Genomic DNA, 22157 nt, shown 5'->3' on the forward strand with positions numbered 1-22157 from the left:
GCCGTGGACGGCCCCGGCTTGCACGGAGGTCCATGCAGCCAGCCATCCCCGACAACGAAGACGAACGGCTCGAGGCCCTGCGGGGCTTCGATATCCTTGATACCCCGCCCGACGCGTCGTTCGACGACCTCACCCGCATTGCCCGGTACGTCGCGGGTACACCGCTGGCATTGATCGGCCTGATCGACGCGGACCGCGAGTGGTTCAAGTCGGTCGATGGCGCCAGCCTCAAGGAGGCCGAACGGGGCCAGACCTTCTGCGCCCACGCCATCCTCACGCCCGACCGGGCGACCTACGTCCCGGATGCCCGCAAGGATCCCCGCTTCGCCGACAACCCCAATGTCGCCGCCGACCCACCCACCATCTTCTACTACGGCGCCCCGCTGCTCACATCAGAGGGCCTGCCGCTCGGCTCGCTCTGCGTGGTCGACCACCGGCCGCGCACGCTGGATGCCGAGCAGCGATCCGCCCTGGACGCCCTCGCCCGTCAGGCCATGCGTCTGATCGAGCTCAATCAGCGCGAAGGGCAACTGCGTCGCGAAGAAGAGGAGCGCGAGGTGATCCTGGCCCACCTCGAACACCGCAACCAGGAGCTCGAGGCCCTGGCGGGTGAACTGCGCGTGCGGGCCGATACCGACAAGCTCTCGCGCCTGGGCAATCGCGCCGCCTTCGACGCCCGGCTGGAAGAGGACCTGGTCCTCACCCGCGAGCACGAGAGCCCGCTGTCGCTGGTGCTGCTGGACCTCGATCGCTTCAAGCCCTGCAACGACCGTTTCGGCCACCAGGTGGGCGACCGGGTCATCCGCACCTTCGCCGACATCCTGCGCTCGATCTCGCGGCCAACTGACTTCATCGCCCGTTACGGTGGCGACGAGTTCGCGATCATCCTGCCGCTGGCCGACCGGCGCGCGGCGGCCGACGTGGCGCGCCGCGTCCTCGAGGCCGTGGAAGCCGCCGACTTCTCCCCCTGCGACACCCGCACCAGCGTCGGCGTGGCCAGCCTCGAACCACCGCGCCGCGAGGACAGCGGCGACGACCTGCTGCGTCAGGCCGACGAGGCCCTGTACGCGGCCAAGGCGGCCGGTCGCGGCTGCATCGCGGTGAGCGGTGGAGAGGCAGACGCCATCCGCGTGGTGGGGCGATCCGGCGAGGGAGCCCGAACGCCCGCCAGCCGGGGTCGATGACGCTGGGTCGGGAAACACCCTCAGGCCATCAAGCTCAAGCCATCAGGGCGCTGTCGATCAACTGGCGGGTGTAGTCATGCTCGGGGGCATCGAGCAGTTGCTCGGTCGGTCCCGACTCGATCACCGCGCCGTCGAGCATCACCACCACCCGGTGTGCCAGCGCGCGCACCACGGCGAGGTCGTGGGTGATCAGCAGGTAGGTCAGCTCGTGCTCGGCCTGCAGGTCGCGCACCAGCCGCAACACCTGCAACTGCACGGCCGCGTCCAGGGCGCTGGTGGGCTCGTCGAGGATCAGCACCTTGGGCTTGAGGATCAGGGCGCGGGCGATGGCGATGCGCTGGCGCTGCCCACCGGAGAACTCGTGCGGGTAGCGCGACATCACCGCCGGGTCGAGGCCCACCTCGTCGAGCACGCGCTCGATGCGGCGATGGCGCTCGGCACGCGTCAACCCCGCCTCGTGGACGTCCAGTCCCTCGCCGACGATCTGGGCAATGTTCATGCGCGGCGACAGCGCCCCGTAAGGATCCTGGAACACCACCTGCAGGTCCCGTCGGTACGGGCGGAATGCTTGCTCCCGCATCCCGTCGACGCGCCGACCGGCCAGCCAGACGGCGCCGTCGGCCCCGTCCATCAACCGCAGCAGCGACAACGCCAGCGTGGTCTTGCCCGAGCCCGACTCGCCGACCACGCCCAGGGTCTGCCCGGCGTGCAGGGAAAGATCGATGCCCTTGAGGATCTCGCTGCGCGTGTCAGGCCCGAACCAGCGCCGCTTGCCGACCGTCACCCCCAGCCCTTCGCAACGCAGCCGTTCGGCGGCATCCGGGCGGATCGGCCCGATCATCGGGGCGACCTGGCGGGCCTCGAGCAGCGTCTGGGTGTAGCTGTCCTTGGGGCGGGCGAAGATCGCGTCGGTGGGGCCGGCCTCGACGATCGCCCCGTCGCGCATCACCATCACGCGGTCGGCGTAACGGCGCACCACCGGCAGGTCGTGGGTGATCAGCAAGAGACTCATGCCCAGACGCTGCTGCAGCTCCACCAGGAGATCCATGATGGTCTTGCGCAGCCCGGCATCCAGTGCCGTCGTGGGCTCGTCGGCAATGACTAGGCTCGGGTTGCAGGCAATCGCCATCGCGATCATGGCCCGCTGACGTTGCCCGCCGGAAAGCTGGTGTGGCATGGCCCGCATGACGCGCTCGGGCTCCGGCAGGCGGACCTGCTCGAGCAGCTCGCCGACTCGCCGGCGCAAGGTCTCGCCGCGCAAGCCCAGGTGGCGGACCAGCACCTCCGCGATCTGCGCACCAATCGTCTTGAGCGGGTTGAGCGCGGTCATCGGCTCCTGAAAGATCATGCCGACGCGACCGCCGCGCAGCCCACGGACCTGCGGCATGCTCATGCCGAGCACGTCCTCGTCCTCGAACCGGATCTCGCCACTGGTGCTGGCATCGGCGGCCTCGAACAATCGCAGTATCGACAGGGCCGTGACCGTCTTGCCCGAGCCGGACTCGCCCACCAATGCCAGGCGCTCGCCGCGGTCCAGGTGCAGCGAGACCCCCCTGACGATCGGCGTCTGCCCCACCCGCACGTCGAGGTCGCGGATCTCGAGCAAGGCCGACTCGTTGGCTCGCCGCGAGGACGTCTCGCGCGCCGGGCGCTCGGGATCGGTGTGGACGGGCGATTCGTTGGCGATCGGTGCGGCCGGCATGCACTCTCCGTGGTTGGACTTCGGGTCGCGTGACGCCATGACACCCGGTCGATGGCGCGCAGCGGCAACAATAATCCATCTCGGCGCCTGACGGCGAGTCGGCCGCTCGGTAATCCCTCGACCGATCGATCACGGGGGCTCACGAGCGCGGACACGTCACACAAACCAACACCCTCGCCGATCGATCCGGACGAGGGTGTTGCCGCAAGCGGGCAATCCGCCAATGAGCGATTCGGGGCCTCCGTTCCAGCGGCGAGCCCCATGGCGGGATCAGTTGCGTCCGCCACCGCCTCCCATGCCGGAGCCGCGTCGGTACTCGTCCTGCTCCATCATGCGCTCGTGGCGCTGCTCCTGGTGCTCTTCCCGGTAACGCTCTTCCATGCCATCGCCCGGCCCGTCGCCCCGGCCGGTGGCCTGACCGTCGCGCGCCGGCATGCCCTCGTCGCGCATCATCCCGCCACGCTCGACGCCATTTGCCGGCCCCATACCCGATCCCATTCCCGGTCCCATGCCGGGACGGTCATCGGGAAGGGTCACCCCCTGGTCCCGGGCACGCTCCTGCATGCGTTCGACGTGCTCGGCGCGCACTTGCTCGCGTTCCTCGTCCGTCTGCGCCGCGCGCATCCGCTCGCGGTACTCGAGGCGTTCCTGCTCGGTCATCAGCTGATTGCCATAGACCGGCCCTTCGACCCGGTCGTCCTGTGCCGACGACAGCGTCGGCAACGACAAAACCAGCGCCAGGGCAACGGCCCCGGCGCTGGCAAGAATGGTCCTGTTCATTACGCCCTCCTCCCCATGAGCGGGGACAAGCTCGGGGCACATGCCCCATCAACGACAGTAGACCCGACCCTCGCGACCTGCCACGATCGACGTGGTCTATTTTCGGTGCCGAGATCCGTGATCACGCAACCATTGGCCCGATCGGGCCCGGAGCCGAACCATGCCGCCGACCCCCTTCCTCTCATCCGTCCGTCCGCTCCTGCTCGGCCTGGCCTGCCTGAGCATCGGTTTCCCCCTGGGCACACCGGCCGCCCCCGATGCCTCCGATGAACGCTCCAGCGAGGAGGCGGAATGGGAAGCCGCCTGGGAGGCGGCCGAGGAACGGGCGCGCCAGGAGGCCCGGGCACGCGCCGTGAACGAAGGCGATCTGGTGTTCCTTGATCGTCCCCCCGACCCGGAGGCCGCGCGGATGGAAAAACGCCTCGATCTGGACCGGGAAAGCCTGGAAAACGGTTGGGCGCCCATGCACCAGTGCCACCACAATCTCGATCCGGCCCCGGCGGTGCAGATCGTCTACAACGCCGAGCGCACCCGCGATATCCGCATCACCGACCGTGCCGGCGTCGGCCAGGCGAAGGTCGACGGCCCCAGCGTGCAGATGCGGGACATCGAGCGGGGGGCGAGCCTGTGCGTCAGGGCCGATGTGCTCGCCATTCGTCCACATCCGGACGGCGTCGGTTACGTGGTCGACAACGGGCCGTTCATGCGGCGTTTCCTCGACGGCTACTACCCCATGCAGGTCCGGCTGGAAGTCAACTGGCCCGCCGGCATGCTGGCATTGGAGCAGAGCACGCCCCCGTCCCAGCCCGGTCTGGCCATCGAGGCCGATGATCGCGGCGTGACGCTCGATGCCCACTTCGAGGGCCGGCTCGAGTCACGGTTGCACCTGATGCGGGGAAAAGGATCGGAATGAGCGCGGCAATCCGGTAGACTTGCGCGTTTTGCCATGACAGATCCCGTCGCGCATTCCCCCATTTCCGCCCCCCAGGCTCCCGGCGAGTCGGTCGAGGCCAACTGGTCGGTGGAAATCATCGCCCCGCCCGGGCTGGAAACCGCCCTGGCCGAGGAACTGCGCCGCCTCACCAACGAGCCGATCAGCGACCGGCCGTTCGGGGCAAGCGCCGACCTGCCCGTCGAGGCCGTCTACCGCATCCTGGCCGACAGCCTGATCGCCGGACGCGTCTACCTGCCCATCGCACGCGGCCGGGCCACTCAGGCCGACGAGCTCTACGCCCTGGCCGACTCGGTCGACTGGGCCGCGCACCTTCGTGTCGGCGACAGCCTGTCGATCTCCGCGACCGGCGGCAACGAGGCGCTCCGGCACACGGGCTTTATCGCCACGCGGGTGAAGGACGCGATCGTCGACCAGTTTCGCGCCGCCACCGGCACTCGCCCGGACGTCGACAGCGACGAACCGGGTCTGCGGATCCACTGCCATGTCAGCGGCAACGGCGAGGCCAGCCTGGCCATCGAACTCTCCAACGGCTCACTGCACCGCCGCGGCTATCGCGCCGAGGGCGGCGAAGCGCCCCTGCGCGAGAACCTGGCCGCCGGCCTGCTCTTTCGGGCACGCTGGCCGCAGGTCGCCAGCCTCGGTGGCGGCCTGTTCGACCCGATGTGCGGCTCGGGCACCTTCCTCACCGAGGCGGCGCTTGCACTCTGGGGCCTGCCTGACGCCCTGCGTCGCCAGCGAATGGGCTCGCCCGCCTGGCGGGGCCATGTCGCCGACGCGCGCGACGCGGTGCTGGATGACGCCGCGCGCGGCTGGCTCGACACCCCACCCCCGCGCGGCTCGATTGCCATCGTCGGCCAGGACCGCGATCCGCTGCAGCTCGCCGCCGCCCACGCCAATATCGAGGCGGCCGGTCTCGGCGAGGCGATCGAACTGATCCATGCCGACAGCTTCCGCGCCCCCACCCCGGCGGCGCTCCAGGGGATCGACACCGGGCTGTTGATCAGCAACGTGCCGTTTGGCCAGCGCATCGACAACACGCACACCGAGGCCGAGTGGACGGCCCTGTGCTCGCGCTGGGTGCAGTCGCTTCCCGGCTGGTATTGGGGCATCCTCCGTGCCAGCGAGAGCGAGCTGACCTGGCCTCTGCGCTTCGAAAAGCGTCTGATGGTGCTTCACGGCGGGGTCGAGGTGGAGTTCCTCCGCGGGCAGTTCTCGGAGAAAAGCCTGCGCCGGGCCTCCGGTCCGCATGCGCTCGCCGGTCGCTTGATCGAGCAGGGCCGACGCGGCGAGTACGACGCCAGCGATTTCGCCAATCGCCTGCGCAAGAACTGGAAGCAGCGCAAGCCGCTGGTCAAGCAGGGCGACAATGCCCTGCGGGTCTACGATGCCGACCTGCCCGACTTCAAGCTCGCCGTCGACTGGTACCGCACGGAGGACGACGAGACCTGGCTCGACATCCAGGAATACCAGGCACCCAAGCAGATCGACCCGCAGAAGGCACGCGCCCGGCTCGCCGCCGCGGTGGCCGTCGCGGTCGATACCCTGGCGATCGACCCCGAATGCGTGGTCGTGCGCCAACGCGCCCGCCAGTCGGGCCGACAGCAGTACGGGCGCATGGGCGGGGAGCACATCGAGCGCATCCTGCGTGAACGCGACACCCGTCTGCTGATCAACCTGACCGACTACCTCGACGTCGGCCTGTTCATCGACCACCGCCTGGTCCGCGATCGCCTGGCCGAGCTCTCGCGCGGCAAGCGCCTGCTCAACCTGTTCTGCTACACGGCGAGCGCCTCGGTGCGCGCCGCCGTCGCCGGGGCGAAGGCGACCACCTCGGTCGATCTCTCCAATACCTACCTCGACTGGGCCGAGCGCAACTTCGAGCTCAACGGTATCCCCACCAACGGCGACCACCGCCTGCTGCGCGCCGACGTGCTGCGCTGGCTGCAACACACGCCGACGGCCGCCGAGCGCGTCGACGTGATCTTTCTCGATCCGCCCTCGTTCTCCAATTCCAAGTCGATGGACGACACGCTCGACATCCAGCGCGACCACCCCGAGCTGATCCATGCCTGCATGGCGCACCTGGCTCCGGGAGGCGTGCTTGTCTTTTCAAACAACCGCAAAGGGTTTACATTGAACCCTTCCATCGAGAGCCGATTCCAAATCGATGATATTTCGAGAAAAACCCTGCCGAAGGATTTCGCGCGCACCCCGGAGCGGCGTTTTGTCTGTGAAATCCGACGGCGCTGATTGCCCGGGTCAAACCCGTGCGGGGGCCGTTTCCGCCCTGTCGACGACGGGTCGATCCGCGTCGAGGCGCCTGTACGGCTGGGCCATGCTCGCGACCGTCGTGGCCCTCGGCAGCGGCTGCGCCAGCCCGCCCGGGTACGCTCCCGGCGGCGACGAGCGGGCCAGCAAGGCCGAGGAGGCCGCGGCACTGCTCGACGAGGCGCAGCGGCGCAGCGAACTGCCTTACAACCCGCTCGAGACCATCGACACCCTCTCCGGCATGCACCCGCGTGCCATCGAGGCCGTCATCCAGGCGGTTTCGCAACTCGGCACGCCCTACCGCTGGGGCGGGGAATCGGCCGATCACGGCTTCGACTGCAGCGGGCTGACCCAGCATGCCTTCAAGGCCGCCAGCATCGACCTGCCGCGCACCTCGGCGCAGCAATACCGGGCCACCAAGCGCATCGAACGCGACGCACTGCGCCCGGGCGACCTGGTCTTCTTCCGACTCAACGGCAAACGGGTGGACCACGTCGGCATCTACGTCGGCGGCGACCGGTTCATCCATGCCCCGTCGAGGGGCAAGACCGTCTCGTTCGCCAGCCTCGACAACGTCTTCTGGTCACGCAAGTACGTCGGCGCCGGACGCGCCGCCGAGGCCAATGAACTACAGTTGGCTGGGAACCGTCCCGAAGACTTCTGAGCCGGTCGCTTGACGGCAACGGAACGAATCGTCGTAACCCGCAGCGGCGACAGAATGGTCCCACATGGCCGATCCCGGGCTGGATCGCCACGTTAGCGCCCCGGCCGACTCGGAAGGACAACGATGCCCCACAGGGAGGGCTTCTGCCATGGAACGAAGGCAGTTTCTGATCGCCGGCGGTCTCGTCCCCTTCGCCGCCCTGCTGGGCTGTGACGGCCGCGAGCCGCTCTTGCGTGTCTCCGGGATCACCTGGGTCGGTTACGAGCCCCTGTTTCTGGCCCGCACGCTCGATCTCCTCCCGCCCGATCACATCCGGCTGATCGAATCCCCCTCGAATACCAACAGTCTGATGCAACTGGCCTCCGGCGAGGTCGAGGCCGCCACGCTCACGCTGGACGAGTTCATTCTTGCCCGCGCCGGCGGCATTCCGGTGCGCGTGGCCCTGGTGTTCGATACCTCCGAGGGCGCCGACGTGGTCATGGCCCGTCCCGGCATCGACCGACTCGAGCACCTGGCGGGACGACGTGTCGGCGTGGAGGAAACGGCCGCCGGCGCCCTGATGCTGCGAAAGTCACTCGAAGCCGCCGGCCTCGAACCCGAGGACGTCACGCGGGTGGCCGTCATCGGCGGCGGCCAGGTCGACGCTTACCGGAATGGCGAGATCGATGCGGTCATCAGCTACGAGCCCTTCGCCTCGCGACTCGAGGCCCTGGGCGCCACCCGGCTCTACGACAGCAGCGCCTTCCCGGGACTGATCGTCGACGTCCTCGCCGTCAGCGAGCGGGCGATCGGCCGGCAGCCCAAGGCGCTGGCCGAGCTGGTGTCGGCCTACTTCGAGGCATTGGCCGTGGTGAAATCGAGCCCCGGACGTGCCCACCGCCTGATGGCACCGCGATTGGGGCTCTCGATCGACGAGACGGCACGCGCCTACGAGGGGATCGTCCTGCTGGGCGTCGAGGACAATCACGCCTGGCTCGACCCGCCGGCTAGCCGACTTACCCAGGCGACCCAGGCGGTCGCCGAGATCATGCAGGCCAACGCGCTGATCGACCAGGTGCCGACCCTGTCCGACATCGCCACGGCGCGCTTTCTGCCGGAGGCCCCATGACCCTGCCGCGCCTGTCACTGCGCCTGATGGTCCCGCTGGGCCTGGCCCTGCTGTTCCTGCTGATCACCGCCGTGTCGCTGATCAATGGCATCCACAATCGCTCGGGGATCTTCGTCGCCGATTCCAGCCAGCGCCTGCTGCGCTACACCACCGAAATCGCGCGCACCATCGAACAGGGCGGGCTCGACAATCGCGGCCTGCTTGACGCACGGGTCAGCAGCATCCTGAGCGACCCGCGCGTCGACATGCTGATCGCGGTCGGACCGGACCGCGAGGTACTGGTCGCGCCGCAACGGACCTGGCGCGGCGAGCCGGTCGACAGGCTGTTCACCGGTCTCGACCCGGACTCCTTCACCGACCGGCAGGACGAGCGCCTACCCTACCTCGAGCACCTCGAGGAAGGGCGCACGATCCGGGCGCTGCAATCCTTCGAGTTGCCGGGCCTGTCCGACCGACCGCGTTCGGAGAGCCGTGGCGTGGTCTGCGTGCGCATGGACCTGACCGCCGAGCTGGCGCGGATCCGCAACGAGGCGATCCTCGCCCGCCTGCCCGAGGCCGGCGTGATGCTGTTGATCATCCTGCTGACCGCCTGGGTGCTCGACAGCCAGATCACCCGCCCGCTTGGACGGTTGCGTACCGCGGCCATGCGCCTGCGGCACGGTGATCACGACGTACGGCTACCCGAGCGCGGCTGCAGCGAGATCGCCGAGGTCGCCGAGGGCTTCAACGCCATGACGCGCGCCATCGCCGAGGCGCGCGACCAGCTGGTCAGAAGCGAGCGGCGCCTGGCGGTCACCCTCGACTCGATCGGCGACGGACTGATCGCCACCGACCTCGACGGTCGCGTGACCCTGATGAACCCGGTTGCCGAACGGCTGACGGGCTGGTCGCGCGAGGAGGCGGTTGGCCAGCCGATCGAGGCGGTGTTCGTGATCTGTCATGCCGATGACGACCGACCGGTCGCCATCCCCATCCGCCGCGTGCTCAGCGAAGGCACCCTCGTGGGACTGGCCAACCACACCGTGCTTACCGACCGCCACGGCCAACGCCACCACATCGCCGACAGCGCCGCCCCCATCCAGCAGGAGGACGGCTCGCTGGTGGGCGTGGTTCTGGTCTTTCACGACATGAGCGCGGAGTACCAGCTGCGCGAGGCACTGGCCGAAAGCGAGCAGCACTTCCGTACGCTTGCCGACAACGGCCAGGCGCTGATCTGGACCGCCGACATCGAGGGCCAGCGCGACTACGTCAACCGCCCCTGGCTCACCTTCACCGGGCTGGCGCGCGACGAGGCGCTCGGCGAACAGTGGCACCATGCCGTGCATCCGGACGACCTGCCCGGCCTGCGTCAGGTGCTCGCGTCGGCCTACGAGCGGCGCGTGTCCTTCACCCGGGAATACCGGCTGCGCCATCGCAGTGGGGAATACCGGTGGTTGCTGGCCAAGGGCACGCCGCGCTTCAACAGCCGCGGCGAGTTCATCGGCTTCATGGGCCAGTGCATCGATGTCACGGCGGACAAGGAGACCGCGGCCCAGCTCGAACGGCTCGCCTACCACGATGGCCTGACCGATCTGCCCAACCGCGCCCTGCTGCTCGACCGGGTCGACCAGGCGATCCGGCAGCGCAAGCGTCATGGCGGGGTCGGTGCCCTGTTCTTCGTCGATCTCGACGAGTTCAAGCAGATCAACGACCTGTACGGCCATGCCCGTGGCGATCAGGTGTTGATGGAGGTCTCCCGTCGGCTGACCGGGCTGGTGCGGGACACGGACACGGTTGCCCGCCTGGGCGGGGACGAGTTCCTGGTGCTGGTCCCCGAGATGGCAGGCCACGTCGACGACGCCCGCCGCTCGGCGCTCGCGCTGGCCGACAAGCTCCGTCATGCCATGGAGCAGCCATTCGAATTCGAGGGATTTCGGCACCTGGCAACCGCAAGCGTCGGCCTGACGCTGTTTGCCGGCAAGGTGGGCAACGCCGAGGAACTGGTACGCGAGGCCGACATCGCCATGTACCAGGCCAAGCGGGCGGGACGAAACAACCTGGTCAACTTCGAGTCGGGCATGGTCGAGTCGGTGACCCGCCGCTACCGGCTGGAGCAGGAGCTAAAGCAGGCCCTCGATCGCGGCGAGTTCGAACTGCACCTGCAGTCGCAGTTCGATCGCGACGAGCGGCTGATCGGCGCCGAGGTGCTGCTGCGCTGGCGCCATCCCGTGCGCGGGCTGGTCTCGCCAGCGGAGTTCATCCCGGTGGCCGAGGAATCCGGCCAGATTATCGCCATCGGCGAATGGGTGCTGAGCGAGGCCTGCCACCTACTGCACGGGCTCGAGCACTCCACGCCGCCCGGCCAGCGGGTGCCGACCATCTCGGTGAACGTCAGTCCGCGCCAGTTCCGCACGCCCGATTTCGTCGACCGTGTCCGCGAGACGATCGAGCAGACCGGTATCGACCCCTCGCACCTGATGATCGAGATCACCGAGAACATGCTGGTCAGCCACGCCTCGGACGCCATTGCCCGCATGCGTGCGCTCGCCGCGCTGGGCCTGGCCTTTTCCATCGACGACTTCGGCACCGGTTACTCGTCGTTCGCCTACCTCAAGCGCCTGCCCTTGAGCGAGATCAAGCTCGACAAGAGCTTTGTCGACGACGTGCCCGGCACCCCGGGCGACACCGCGATGGTCGAGGCGATCCTGGCCATGGCCTCGCGTCTCGGCATCGACGTGGTGGCCGAGGGCGTCGAGACCTGCGAGCAGTTCGACTACCTCAAGGAAAACGACTGCAGCCGGTTCCAGGGCTTCTGCTTCGCGCGCCCGGTGCCGGCACGCCAGTGGGTCGACGAGCGGCTCGAGGCGATGGAAAAGCGCCCGTCGTACTGACCATCGGAACGGTTTTCTGCCCGTGCCAACGGCTGCCTCGGGCCGCCTGCCAGTCGATCAGGAAGACGAGGCCCCGCTATCGGGCTTGCGCCATTCCACCGGCACGTCACCGTCGGCGAAACGCAGGTTCAACGCCAACCGGTCGTGCGTGCCCGCCAGCACCGACACCTCCGACGCCCGCTTGACCAGCACGCCCGACGAGCCGTCCCGCGTCTCGACCAGGGCGTATCCGCGTTTCTGCACCTGGCGGGGCCCAAGTGCCTCCAGCTGGCGCGACAGCCCCGCCAATCGCGTGCGCTCCTCGCGCAGGCGTCGTTCGAAGCTGCGCGGGTCAAGACGCACCGCATCAAGCCGTGCGCGCCAGCGGGGCATCAGCCGCTCCCGACTGATCAACAGCCCCCGCGAGAGCCGCGCGACCCGCTCGCGCTCGGCCTGACCGACCGCGACCATCCCCTGGTGCAACCGACTGGCGGGCTCGACCAAGCGTCCCCGCAAGGCCTCCAGCTGCCGTCGCGGATGCGCCCCGTCCAGGCGCCGGCGCAACCCGTGAGTGCGTTCGCGCCCCTGGGCGACACGTCGCTCGATCCCGTGCCGCAGCGGGGCAGCCAGGCCGACCAAACGAGACCGGGCCAGGCGCAACCGTTCCACCGGCCCGGCGCGTTCCAGCCGGCGTGACAACCCGTCCAGGTGCTGGGCCTGCGTCTGCTGACGCGCCTCCCAGCGCATGCGGGCACGATCGGCCAACCGGCCAATCCCCTGGCGCATGTCGCTCGCCGTGATCGGCGTGGCCAGCTCGGCGGCCCCGGTCGGGGTGGCCGCGCGCCGATCGGCCACCAGGTCGCATAGGGTGGTGTCGGTCTCGTGACCCACGCCACTGATGACCGGCACCGGGCAGTCGTATAAGGCACGAACCAGTGCCTCGTCGTTGAACGACCACAGATCCGACAGCGACCCACCCCCACGCACGATCAGGGCGACGTCGAATGCCTCGCTCGTGAGCTGCGAAACCGCCTGGCGCAGCTCGCCGGCCGACTCGGCCCCCTGCACCCGCACCGGGAACAGCGTGACCCGCGCCAGCGGCAATCGCCGCGCCAGGGTCACGCGCACGTCGTGGATGGCCGCCCCGGTGTCCGAGGAGATCACCGCGATCCGCCGCGGCATCGTCGGCGTGGGTCGCTTGTGCTCGGCAGCGAACAAGCCCTCGGCAAGCAGGCGTTGCTTGAGCCGCTCGAACTCGGCCGCCAGTCGCCCCTCGCCGGCCGGGGCAATCGACTGGACGATCAGCTGGTAGGCGCCGCGCTCGGTGTAGATACCCAGCCGGCCGGTGGCGACCACCTCCTCGCCCTCGCGCAGGGGGTGGGCACAGCGCTGCGCATTGCCGCGAAAGAACGCGCAGCGCAGCTGGGAGCGCTCGTCCTTGAGCGCGAAGTAGTGATGCCCGGAGGCCGCGCGCTTGTGCTCGCTGATCTCACCGATTACCTCGACCACCCCGAACACCTGCCCGAGCAGATCGCCGGCCTGCTTGTTGATCTGGGTAACCGAAAGCGCAGTCGCGCCCGCGCCCGGGGCGCCGGAGTTGATCGGCATGTGCCTGTCCCCACGTCTGTTCAGAAGGCGGGCGAGCCCAAGGAAACGCTCGCCGAATGCCACATGAAAAAGGCCGCGAACAACGTCCGCGGCCCCGGAATGCTTGCTGTTTCAGGCGGTCGGCCAACCCCCGGGGCTGGCCGAAACCCTCAAATCCTGGCGATTACCAGGACTTGTACGGACCGGCGTCCTGCTCGGCCCACTGCTTCTCGGCCAGCGCCTGCAGCTCCTTGATGTACTCGGCCTTCTCGATGGCCTTCTCGTACTCGCCCTTCTTGGCCAGCTTGTCGGCTTCGCCGAACAGCGGGCTCTTCGGGTGCGGGCTCCAGGCCGCGTAGCCCTTCTCTTCAACGGCCTCGACCGCTGCCTGGGCTTCCTGCTTGGCCTTCTCGTAGTCGGCTTCGCTGGCGGCGTTGGCCATACCGGCGGTACCGATCAGGGCAAAGCCCGCAGCTGCGGCAACAACGCGTGCTGTTTTAATCATTATTTACTGCCTCCTAGGTGGTTTGCTCTGGTAGCGAGTCCGACTCTAGCGCAATCAAACTCGGTATGCCAACAAGAGCCTTTTTATGCCGCCAAAACCGCATCCGGATGACGCCTGGGCCGGGACCGAAGCCATTCGGACGTTTACCCGCCGCGCGCAGGTCACTATAATTGCGCGGACACTTTCTACCATCCGCAAGAGTCCCCCAACCATGCGAATCCTCGAGGAAGGTCTCACCTTCGACGACGTGCTGCTCATCCCGGCCCGCTCCTCGGTACTGCCGCGGGATGTGTCGCTCGTCACGCGCCTGACCCGCAATATCGAAATCAACATCCCGCTGATCTCCGCGGCGATGGACACGGTGACCGAGGCGCGCCTCGCCATCGCACTGGCACAGGAAGGTGGCCTGGGGATCATCCACAAGAACATGACGGCCGCGCAGCAGGCCGAGCACGTCCGCCGGGTGAAGAAGCACGAGTCCGGCGTTATCAAGGACCCGATCACGGTCTCGCCGGACACCAGCATCCGCGACGTGCTCAAGATCACCCGCGATCATTCGATCAGCGGCGTGCCGGTGGTCAGCGAAGGCAAGCTGGTCGGCATCGTCACCAGCCGCGACCTGCGCTTCGAGCAGAACCTCGACCAGGCCGTCGCCAACATCATGACCGGCGAGGACCAGCTGGTCACGGTCAAGGAAGGCGCCGGGCGCCAGGAAGTGGAGGCCCTGCTCCACAAGCACCGTATCGAGAAGGTGCTGGTGGTCAACGATGCCTTCGAACTGCGCGGCATGATCACCGTCAAGGACATCCAGAAGTCCACCGACTACCCGAACGCCTGCAAGGATGCCTCCGGGCAGCTGCGCGTCGGCGCGGCCGTCGGCACCGGCGGTGACACCGAAGAGCGCATCGAGGCGCTGGTCGCCGCCGGCGTCGACGTGATCGTCGTGGACACCGCCCACGGCCACAGCAAGGGTGTGATCGATCGGGTGGCCTGGGTCAAGAGCCGTTACCCGCAGGTCGACGTGATCGGCGGCAACATCGCCACCGGCCAGGCCGCCCTCGAGCTGGTCGAGGCCGGCGCGGACGCGGTCAAGGTCGGCATCGGCCCGGGCTCGATCTGCACCACCCGCATCGTCGCCGGTGTCGGCGTGCCGCAGATCACTGCCATCTCCAACGTCGCCGAGGCGCTCAAGGGCTCGGACGTGCCGCTGATCGCCGACGGTGGCGTGCGCTTCTCCGGCGATTTCGCCAAGGCCATGGCCGCCGGCGCCCATTCGGTGATGGTCGGCTCGATGCTGGCCGGTACCGAGGAATCGCCGGGTGAGGTCGAGCTGTTCCAGGGCCGCTCGTACAAATCCTACCGCGGCATGGGCTCGCTCGGTGCGATGCAGCAGGGCTCGTCGGATCGCTACTTCCAGGCCGAGACCACCGCCGAGAAGCTGGTGCCGGAAGGCATCGAAGGCCGCGTCCCCTACAAGGGCTCGCTGGTCGCGATCGTGCACCAGATGATCGGTGGCCTGCGTGCCTCGATGGGCTACGTCGGCGCCAAGGACATCGACACCATGCGCAAGCTGCCACAGTTCGTGCGCATCACGAACGCCGGCATGCTCGAATCGCACGTCCACAACGTGTCGATCACCAAGGAGAGCCCGAACTACCGGGTCTGATCCAATCCCGCGCCCCGCGGGGCGCCTCGGTTTACAACGACCCGGCCTTGCCTGCCGGGTCGACTTGTTACAGGGCCAAGCCGCCCTTGCCTGAACAACACGGACCTGACGATGACCGCTTCCTCGACCATCCCGCACCCCGATATCCACGCCGAGCGCATCCTGATCCTGGATTTCGGCTCGCAGTACACGCAGTTGATCGCCCGGCGCGTACGCGAGTCGCGCGTCTACTGCGAGATCCACTCCTGGGATGTCGACAACGCCTTCGTCCGTGACTTCAACCCCACCGGCATCATCCTCTCCGGCGGCCCGGAGTCGGTGATCGACCCGCAGAACGCGCCCGCCGCACCCGAGATGGTCTTCACGCTGGACGTGCCGGTGCTGGGAATCTGCTACGGCATGCAGACCATGGCCGCGCAACTCGGTGGCAAGGTGGAGAACGCCAGCCACCAGGAGTTCGGTTTCGCCAAGGTGCGCGCGCGCGGCCACACCGCGCTACTGAAGGACATCGAGGACGAGGTCACCGAGGAAGGATTCGGCCTGCTGGACGTCTGGATGAGCCATGGCGATCACGTGGTCGAACTGCCCGAGGGCTTCAAGCTGATGGCCTCCTCGGACAACGCGCCGATCGCCGGGATGGCCGACGAGTCGCGCCACTTTTACGGCGTGCAGTTCCATCCCGAGGTCACCCACACCCGCCAGGGCGCGCGCATCATCGAGCGCTTCGTCCGTGACATCTGCGACACGCAGGGGCTGTGGCGCTCCGAGGCGATCATCGAGACGATGATCGAGCAGGTGCAGGAAAAGGTGGGTGACGAGGAAGTGATCCTCGGCCTGTCCGGCGGCGTGGACTCCTCGGTGGTCGCCGCCCTGCTCCACCGCGCCATCGGCGACCAGCTGACCTGCATCTTCGTCGACAACGGCCTGCTGCGCGAGGGCGAAGGCGACCAGGTGATGCGCACCTTCGCCGAGCACCTGGGCGTGCGCGTGATCCGCGTCGATGCCGAGGACCAATTCCTCTCCCGGCTGGCCGGCGAGGCCGACCCGGAGAAAAAGCGCAAGATCATCGGCAACACCTTCATCGACATCTTCGATGCCGAGGCCGGCAAGCGCGAGAACGCCCAGTGGCTCGCCCAGGGCACCATCTACCCCGACGTGATCGAATCGGCCGGCTCCAAGACCGGCAAGGCGCACGTGATCAAGTCGCACCACAACGTCGGTGGCCTGCCCGAGCACATGAAGCTCGGCCTGGTCGAGCCGCTGCGCGAGCTGTTCAAGGACGAGGTCCGTCAGATCGGCCTCGAGCTCGGTCTGCCCAGCGAGATGATCATGCGCCATCCCTTCCCGGGGCCGGGCCTGGGCGTGCGCATCCTCGGCGAGGTCAAGCGCGAGTACGCCGACCTGTTGCGCCGCGCCGATGCCATCTTCATCCACGAGCTGCGCGAGGCGGGACTGTACGACCAGGTCTCGCAGGCCTTCGCCGTGTTCCTGCCGGTCCGCTCGGTGGGCGTGATGGGTGACGGTCGCCGCTATGACTACGTGGTCGCCCTGCGCGCCGTGGAAACCATCGACTTCATGACCGCCCGCTGGGCCCGCCTGCCCTACGAGTTCCTGGAGAAGGTCTCGTTGCGCATCGTCAACGAGGTGCGCGGCATCTCGCGGGTCGTCTACGACGTCACCGGCAAGCCGCCGGGCACCATCGAGTGGGAATGACGCCCGCTAGGGAAGGCCTGCACGAATCCGATGCCACTCTGGCTTGGCGAGTCGTTCGTGATCAAGGCGCGATGTCGCCGGCGTGCCGGTGGCCACGTCAACACATTGCAACGCGGGGCACGGGCGACGCGCCAAGCCCCGCCGGGCGAGCCTTGAGCCGGGCATCTGCTGCGTTGTCGTCCGAGGATGCGGGAACACCCTTCCGCGGCGGACGAACGCCTTGCATCTGCCCGGCTCCAGGCACGCAGAGCGGTATCGGATTCGTGCAGGCCTTCCCTAATCGACTCGGACAACGATGACCGGACGCGACCGCCGCTTCATGCAGGAGTGCCTGGCCCTCGCCCGGCACTCGATCGAGGCCGGCGAGGTGCCGGTCGGCGCGGTGGTGGTCGACGCCGGCGGCCGGGTGATCGGCCGCGGCCACAATCGGCCGGTCGCCCTGCACGACCCCAGCGCGCACGCCGAAGTCCTGGCCATGCGCGAAGCGGGCGCTTTCCTGGGCAACTACCGGCTCGACGACTGCACGCTCTACGTCACCTTGGAGCCGTGCCCGATGTGCCTGGCCGCCGCCTCGCATGCGCGCATCAGTCGTATCGTGTACGCGGCCCCCGACCCGCGTGCCGGCGCCTGCGGTAGCGCCATCGACCTCAACCGTGCCGACTGGCACCACTTCCGCCCGGTGATCGACACCGGCCCCTGCGAGGCCGAGGCCGCCGCCCTGCTCACCGGGTTCTTCCGCGACCGCCGCTGACCGACGAATCCGTCCATAACGGCGCGAAGCAACCGCGTACAATGTACCGCGCTCCTCCCTCTCACCTGCCACCAGATCCCCTGACCCATGCCCCTGCTGACCGTCGACAACCTGCAATTCGCCATCGGCGACCGCAAGCTCCTGGACCACGCCAACCTCACCATCGAACGCGGCGAGAAGCTCGCGCTGATCGGACGTAACGGCGAAGGCAAGTCCACCTTTCTCAAGATGCTCGCGGGTATCCAGCGCGCCGACGACGGCCAGATCCGCCTCGAGCCGGGCTCCAGGGTGGCCTACCTGCCGCAGGACCCGCACCTGGACACCGACGAGTCGGTCTACTCGGTGATCGCCGAGGGCCTCGGTGACCTGCACGACGTGCTCACCGAGTACCACCAGCTGGCGCAGAACGCCGACAGCGATGCCGCCCTCGACCGCCTGTCCACCCTGCAGCACGAACTCGAGACGCGCGACGGCTGGATGGCCGGCCAGAAGATCGACGAGGTGATCACCCGCCTTGGGCTGGATCCCGACGCCTCGGTGCGCGGCCTCTCCGGCGGCGAGCGGCGGCGCGTGCTGCTCGGCCAGGCCCTGGTACTCGAGCCGGACCTGCTGCTGCTCGACGAGCCCACCAACCACCTGGACATCGCCGGGATCGAATGGCTCGAGGAGCTGGTGCGGCGCTTTACCGGTGCCGTGGTGTTCATCACCCACGATCGCGCGTTTCTCAAGCGCCTGGCCAACGGCATCATCGAGCTCGATCGCGGCCACCTGACGAGCTGGCCGGGCGACTACGACAACTACCTGCGCCGCGTCGAGGAGCGCGCCAACGCCGAGGCGCAGGAGAACGCGCGCTTCGACAAGACGCTCGCCCAGGAAGAGGTCTGGATCCGCCAGGGCATCAAGGCGCGACGCACGAGGAACGAGGGCCGCGTGCGCAACCTGGAGAAACTGCGCGCCGAACGCGCCGCCCGGCGCGAGAAGGCCGGCAAGGTCGAGCTCTCCGCCAGCTCGGGCAAGACCTCCGGCAAGATCATCGCCGAGACGGATCACGTCAACGTCACCTTCGGCGAGAAGACCGTGATCCGGGACCTTTCCACCACCATCCTGCGCGGCGACCGGGTGGGCCTGGTCGGCCCGAACGGCGCGGGCAAGTCGACCCTGATCAAGCTCCTGCTCGGCCAGATCGAACCGACCTCGGGCAAGATCAAGCGCGGCTCGCAGCTCGATATCGCCTATTTCGATCAGCACCGGGCCCAGCTGCGCGACGACTGGACCGCGCTCGAGAACCTCTGTGACGGCGGTGACCGCCTCGAGGTCGGCAACAGCAACGTCCACGGCATTGGCTACCTGCAGCAGTTCCTGTTCACCCCGGAACGGGCGCGCACGCGCGTCGAACTGCTCTCCGGCGGCGAGCGCAACCGGCTGCTGCTGGCCAAGCTGTTCGCCAAGCCGGCCAACCTGCTGGTCCTGGACGAACCCACCAACGACCTGGACCTGGAGACGCTCGAGGTACTCGAGCAGGCGCTCGCCGACTATCAAGGCACCCTGCTGCTGGTCAGCCACGACCGCGCCTTCCTCGACAACGTCGTCACCAGCCTGCTGGTGTTCAAGGGCGACGGCGAGATCGAGGAGGTCATCGGCGGCTACCAGGACTACCTCGACGAGCAGGCAACCGCCAAGCCCGCCCCCGCCGGCAAACCCGCGCCCAAGCCCGCATCCGCGGACAAGGCCGTGGCCGGGAAACCCAGGAAGCCGAAAAAGCTGTCCTACAAGGACCAGCGCGAACTCGACGCCCTACCCGCGCGCATCGAGGCGCTGGAATCCGAGCAGGCCGAGTTGCAGACCGCCATCAACGACCCGACCTTCTATCAGGGCGACGCGGCCGAAATCGAAGCGACCCTGGCCCGGGTAACCGAACTCGAGGGCGAACTCGAGGCCGCCCTGGAGCGCTGGATGGAGCTCGAAGGCGACTGACGCCCCTTCCCTAACCGGCTAACGGAAAGCCGGGCAATGGACTCTCGTATTCGAATTCGCTAATGTGCGCGCCCTTCCAAGGGTTGCGCACCAGAGGGCTACTGGTACGGACGCACGCGGCAACCGGCTGAAAAGGATAGACAGCGACAAGGAACCTCTACACGTATCGGGCCGTCTCTCTGGCTTGGCGAGTCGGTCGCCAGCAAGGCGCGGTGTCGCCGGCGTGCCGGTGGCCACGGCAAGACACCGCAACGCGGATGGCGGGCGACTCGCAAAGCCCCAGAGGGCGTGCCTTGAGCCGCGCATCTGCTGCGTTACCGTTCTTGGAAAGGGAATCACCCTTTCACGGCGAACGGATGCCTGGCATCTGCACAGCTCAAGGCACGCAGAGAGTCGGCCCGATACGTGTAGAGGTTCCCCGTTACCCGAGCGAAACGCTCGGGCTAAAGGACACGGGATACCTGCCGATTGAACGGACCCGTCTTTCGAAAAAATCGACACCGCCCTAACGCCGTCGTCACGGAGCCAGCCATGCCCGCCCTGTTCAAGAATCTGACCATCGGTGCCCGACTCGCCCTCGGTTTTGCCCTGGTCATCGTCTTCATCGCCGCCCTGATCATCCCGCTGGTGATCACCGAGTTCTCCGCCACGATCAAGCAGGCCCAGCAACGCGAACTGCGCGGCCTGTTCGAGAGCGCCCAGGCCGAGATCGCCGCCGAGGGGCGCCTGGCCGAGGCACTGGCCACGGCGGTCTCGCGCATTCCGGACATCGAGCAGGCCATGGCCGAGCAGGATCGCGACCGGATCAGCGCGATGACGCTGCCGGTCTTCGCCCCGATGCGCGACGACTACGGCGCGCGCCAGTTCCAGTTCCACCTGCCGCCGGCGACCTCCTTCTTCCGCGCCCACAAGCCGGAGAAGTTCGGTGACGACCTGTCCGGCTTCCGCAAGACGGTGCTGGCCACCAACAACCAGAGCGAAGGCGTGCGCGGGCTCGAGCGTGGCGTGGCCGGTCTCGGCATGCGCGGCATCGCCCCGATCCGCTACCAGGGCGAGCACCAGGGCAGCGTCGAATTCGGCATGAGCTTCGGCCAGCCCTTCTTCGACAAGTTCAAGGCCGGCTACGGGGTCGACATCGGCCTGTACCTCGAGACGGACGCGGGTGGCTTCGAGGCCTTCGGCTCGACCCTCGACCAGCCCGGCACGCTCGATGCCGAACAGCTACGCACCGCCCAGCGCGACACCACCATCTGGGAACACATGCTCGGCGAGACGCCGGCGGTCACCTACGCCCACACCGTCGCCGACTTCTCGGGCAACCCCGTGGGCGTGCTTGCCGTGAGCATGGATCGCAGCGAGTACGTCGAGCGCCAGGCCGCCGCCCGCAACAAGGTGATCTCGGTGATGGCCGTGGCGATCGCGATCGCCGCGCTGATCGGCTTCCTGATCACTCGTAGCATCACACGGCCGCTGCGTCGGACCGTCCAGGCGATGGACGACATCTCCAAGGGTGACGGCGATCTCACTCAGCGCCTCGACGAGAGCGGTCGCGACGAGATCGCCGACCTGTCCGCCGCGTTCAACCGCTTCGCCGGCAAGATGCGCGACTCGATCCACGAAGTCGCGAACTCGACCGGCCAGCTCTCGGCCTCCGCCGAGGAACTCTCGCAGATCACCGCGGACACCAACGAGGGCGTGCAGAAGCAGCGCCAAGAGACCGAGATGGTCGCCTCGGCCATGAACGAGATGACCAGCACGGTCCAGGACATCGCCCAGAACGCCTCGGGCGCTGCCGATGCCGCGCAGAATGCCGACGAGGAGGCCAAGGACGGTCAGCGCGTGGTCAACGAGACCATCAACCACGTCGCCGCCCTGGCCGACGAGATCGAGGAGGCCGGCACCATCATCGGCAACCTCGAGACCGCCAGCGAGAAGATCAGCACCGTGGTCGACGTGATCCGCGAGATCGCCGAGCAGACCAACCTGCTTGCGCTCAACGCCGCGATCGAGGCCGCCCGCGCCGGCGAACACGGCCGTGGCTTTGCGGTGGTCGCCGAGGAGGTCCGTTCACTCGCGAGCAAGACCCAGGCCTCCACCCAGGAGATCCGCGAGATGGTCGAGAGCATCCAGGGCGGCTCCAAGCAGGCGGTCGGGGCCATGCAGAGCAGCCAGGAGCACGCGCGCAAGACCGCCGACCAGGCCCGCGAGGCCGGCCAGTCGCTGGTGACCATCACCCGCGCGATCGAGACGATCACCGACATGAACCATCAGATCGCCTCGGCCGCCGAGGAACAGGGTCAGGTTGCCGAGGAGATCAATCGCAACGTCACCAATATCAACGAGGCGGCCTCGCAGACGGCCGAAGGGGGCCAGCAGACCTCGACGGCCAGCCACGAACTGGCCCGACTGGCCTCGCAGCTGCAGGCGCTGGTCAACCAGTTCAAGACCTGA

At 68.0% G+C, this 22157-nt stretch carries 15 protein-coding genes; 11 read left to right on the forward strand and 4 right to left on the reverse strand.

Annotation, left to right across the window (positions count from 1 at the left end):
- The first annotated feature begins 32 nt into the window (after positions 1–32).
- Positions 33–1184 (forward strand): sensor domain-containing diguanylate cyclase, encoded by a 1152-nt coding sequence (locus LV475_RS06680; protein WP_250105984.1) that lies wholly within the window; start codon positions 33–35, stop codon positions 1182–1184.
- Between the two features lie 34 nt (positions 1185–1218).
- Here LV475_RS06680 and LV475_RS06685 read toward each other — a convergent pair whose 3' ends face one another.
- Together LV475_RS06685 and LV475_RS06690 are read right to left on the reverse strand one after the other, a co-directional pair.
- On the reverse strand, positions 1219–2886 hold the full coding sequence (locus tag LV475_RS06685) for an ABC transporter ATP-binding protein (RefSeq protein WP_250105985.1): 1668 nt from the start codon (positions 2884–2886) through the stop codon (positions 1219–1221).
- A 270-nt stretch (positions 2887–3156) separates the two neighbouring features.
- Positions 3157–3666, reverse strand: coding sequence for a hypothetical protein (locus LV475_RS06690; RefSeq protein ID WP_250105986.1), 510 nt, complete (start codon positions 3664–3666; stop codon positions 3157–3159).
- 160 nt (positions 3667–3826) lie between these two features.
- Between LV475_RS06690 and LV475_RS06695 the strand changes: the two genes are divergently transcribed.
- The 5 genes from LV475_RS06695 (at position 3827) to LV475_RS06715 (ending at position 11531) form a co-directional block, all read left to right on the forward strand.
- Positions 3827–4579: a hypothetical protein gene (locus LV475_RS06695; protein ID WP_250105987.1), complete on the forward strand. Its 753-nt coding sequence runs from the start codon at positions 3827–3829 to the stop codon at positions 4577–4579.
- A 33-nt stretch (positions 4580–4612) separates the two neighbouring features.
- Complete coding sequence (rlmKL, locus tag LV475_RS06700) at positions 4613–6871, forward strand: bifunctional 23S rRNA (guanine(2069)-N(7))-methyltransferase RlmK/23S rRNA (guanine(2445)-N(2))-methyltransferase RlmL (protein ID WP_250105988.1); 2259 nt, start codon at positions 4613–4615, stop codon at positions 6869–6871.
- An 85-nt stretch (positions 6872–6956) separates the two neighbouring features.
- The gene (locus LV475_RS06705; protein WP_250105989.1) at positions 6957–7553 is read left to right on the forward strand and encodes a C40 family peptidase; all 597 of its coding nucleotides are present in this window, start codon (positions 6957–6959) and stop codon (positions 7551–7553) included.
- Positions 7554–7701: 148 nt separating this feature from the next.
- Entirely contained in the window at positions 7702–8661 is a 960-nt protein-coding gene (locus LV475_RS06710; RefSeq protein ID WP_250105990.1) for an ABC transporter substrate-binding protein, read from the forward strand.
- Positions 8658–11531, forward strand: a complete 2874-nt coding sequence (locus LV475_RS06715; protein WP_250105991.1) for an EAL domain-containing protein — start codon at positions 8658–8660, stop codon at positions 11529–11531. Before LV475_RS06710 ends, LV475_RS06715 begins: the two co-directional genes overlap by 4 nt.
- A gap of 57 nt (positions 11532–11588) precedes the next feature.
- Here the strand turns inward: LV475_RS06715 and xseA are convergent, their stop codons facing one another.
- Together xseA and LV475_RS06725 are read right to left on the reverse strand one after the other, a co-directional pair.
- The gene (gene xseA / locus LV475_RS06720) at positions 11589–13118 is read right to left on the reverse strand and encodes an exodeoxyribonuclease VII large subunit (RefSeq protein WP_250105992.1); all 1530 of its coding nucleotides are present in this window, start codon (positions 13116–13118) and stop codon (positions 11589–11591) included.
- 163 nt (positions 13119–13281) lie between these two features.
- Positions 13282–13602: a hypothetical protein gene (locus LV475_RS06725; RefSeq protein ID WP_250105993.1), complete on the reverse strand. Its 321-nt coding sequence runs from the start codon at positions 13600–13602 to the stop codon at positions 13282–13284.
- Positions 13603–13813: 211 nt separating this feature from the next.
- Here LV475_RS06725 and guaB point away from each other — a divergent pair, with 211 nt between their 5' ends.
- The 5 genes from guaB (at position 13814) to LV475_RS06750 (ending at position 22157) form a co-directional block, all read left to right on the forward strand.
- Positions 13814–15268: an IMP dehydrogenase gene (guaB, locus tag LV475_RS06730; protein ID WP_136867036.1), complete on the forward strand. Its 1455-nt coding sequence runs from the start codon at positions 13814–13816 to the stop codon at positions 15266–15268.
- A gap of 111 nt (positions 15269–15379) precedes the next feature.
- A complete protein-coding gene (gene guaA / locus LV475_RS06735; RefSeq protein ID WP_136867035.1) occupies positions 15380–16981 on the forward strand; it encodes a glutamine-hydrolyzing GMP synthase in 1602 nt (533 codons plus the stop codon).
- 295 nt (positions 16982–17276) lie between these two features.
- Complete coding sequence (gene tadA / locus LV475_RS06740; protein ID WP_136867034.1) at positions 17277–17732, forward strand: tRNA adenosine(34) deaminase TadA; 456 nt, start codon at positions 17277–17279, stop codon at positions 17730–17732.
- A gap of 87 nt (positions 17733–17819) precedes the next feature.
- Positions 17820–19706: an ATP-binding cassette domain-containing protein gene (locus LV475_RS06745; RefSeq protein ID WP_250105994.1), complete on the forward strand. Its 1887-nt coding sequence runs from the start codon at positions 17820–17822 to the stop codon at positions 19704–19706.
- Positions 19707–20237: 531 nt separating this feature from the next.
- On the forward strand, positions 20238–22157 hold the full coding sequence (locus LV475_RS06750) for a methyl-accepting chemotaxis protein (RefSeq protein WP_136867032.1): 1920 nt from the start codon (positions 20238–20240) through the stop codon (positions 22155–22157).

The organism is Guyparkeria hydrothermalis (assembly GCF_023555375.1).
GTDB lineage: Bacteria > Pseudomonadota > Gammaproteobacteria > Halothiobacillales > Halothiobacillaceae > Guyparkeria > Guyparkeria hydrothermalis.

Excerpts from the sequence above, each read along its gene's own strand:
- LV475_RS06680 (WP_250105984.1), top strand. The coding sequence starts at position 33 with ATGCAGCCAGCCATCCCCGACAACGAAGACGAACGGCTCGAGGCCCTG.
- LV475_RS06685 (WP_250105985.1), bottom strand. The coding sequence starts at position 2,886 with ATGCCGGCCGCACCGATCGCCAACGAATCGCCCGTCCACACCGATCCC.
- LV475_RS06690 (WP_250105986.1), bottom strand. The coding sequence starts at position 3,666 with ATGAACAGGACCATTCTTGCCAGCGCCGGGGCCGTTGCCCTGGCGCTG.
- LV475_RS06695 (WP_250105987.1), top strand. The coding sequence starts at position 3,827 with ATGCCGCCGACCCCCTTCCTCTCATCCGTCCGTCCGCTCCTGCTCGGC.
- rlmKL (WP_250105988.1), top strand. The coding sequence starts at position 4,613 with ATGACAGATCCCGTCGCGCATTCCCCCATTTCCGCCCCCCAGGCTCCC.
- LV475_RS06705 (WP_250105989.1), top strand. The coding sequence starts at position 6,957 with ATGCTCGCGACCGTCGTGGCCCTCGGCAGCGGCTGCGCCAGCCCGCCC.
- LV475_RS06710 (WP_250105990.1), top strand. The coding sequence starts at position 7,702 with ATGGAACGAAGGCAGTTTCTGATCGCCGGCGGTCTCGTCCCCTTCGCC.
- LV475_RS06715 (WP_250105991.1), top strand. The coding sequence starts at position 8,658 with ATGACCCTGCCGCGCCTGTCACTGCGCCTGATGGTCCCGCTGGGCCTG.
- xseA (WP_250105992.1), bottom strand. The coding sequence starts at position 13,118 with ATGCCGATCAACTCCGGCGCCCCGGGCGCGGGCGCGACTGCGCTTTCG.
- LV475_RS06725 (WP_250105993.1), bottom strand. The coding sequence starts at position 13,602 with ATGATTAAAACAGCACGCGTTGTTGCCGCAGCTGCGGGCTTTGCCCTG.
- guaB (WP_136867036.1), top strand. The coding sequence starts at position 13,814 with ATGCGAATCCTCGAGGAAGGTCTCACCTTCGACGACGTGCTGCTCATC.
- guaA (WP_136867035.1), top strand. The coding sequence starts at position 15,380 with ATGACCGCTTCCTCGACCATCCCGCACCCCGATATCCACGCCGAGCGC.
- tadA (WP_136867034.1), top strand. The coding sequence starts at position 17,277 with ATGACCGGACGCGACCGCCGCTTCATGCAGGAGTGCCTGGCCCTCGCC.
- LV475_RS06745 (WP_250105994.1), top strand. The coding sequence starts at position 17,820 with ATGCCCCTGCTGACCGTCGACAACCTGCAATTCGCCATCGGCGACCGC.
- LV475_RS06750 (WP_136867032.1), top strand. The coding sequence starts at position 20,238 with ATGCCCGCCCTGTTCAAGAATCTGACCATCGGTGCCCGACTCGCCCTC.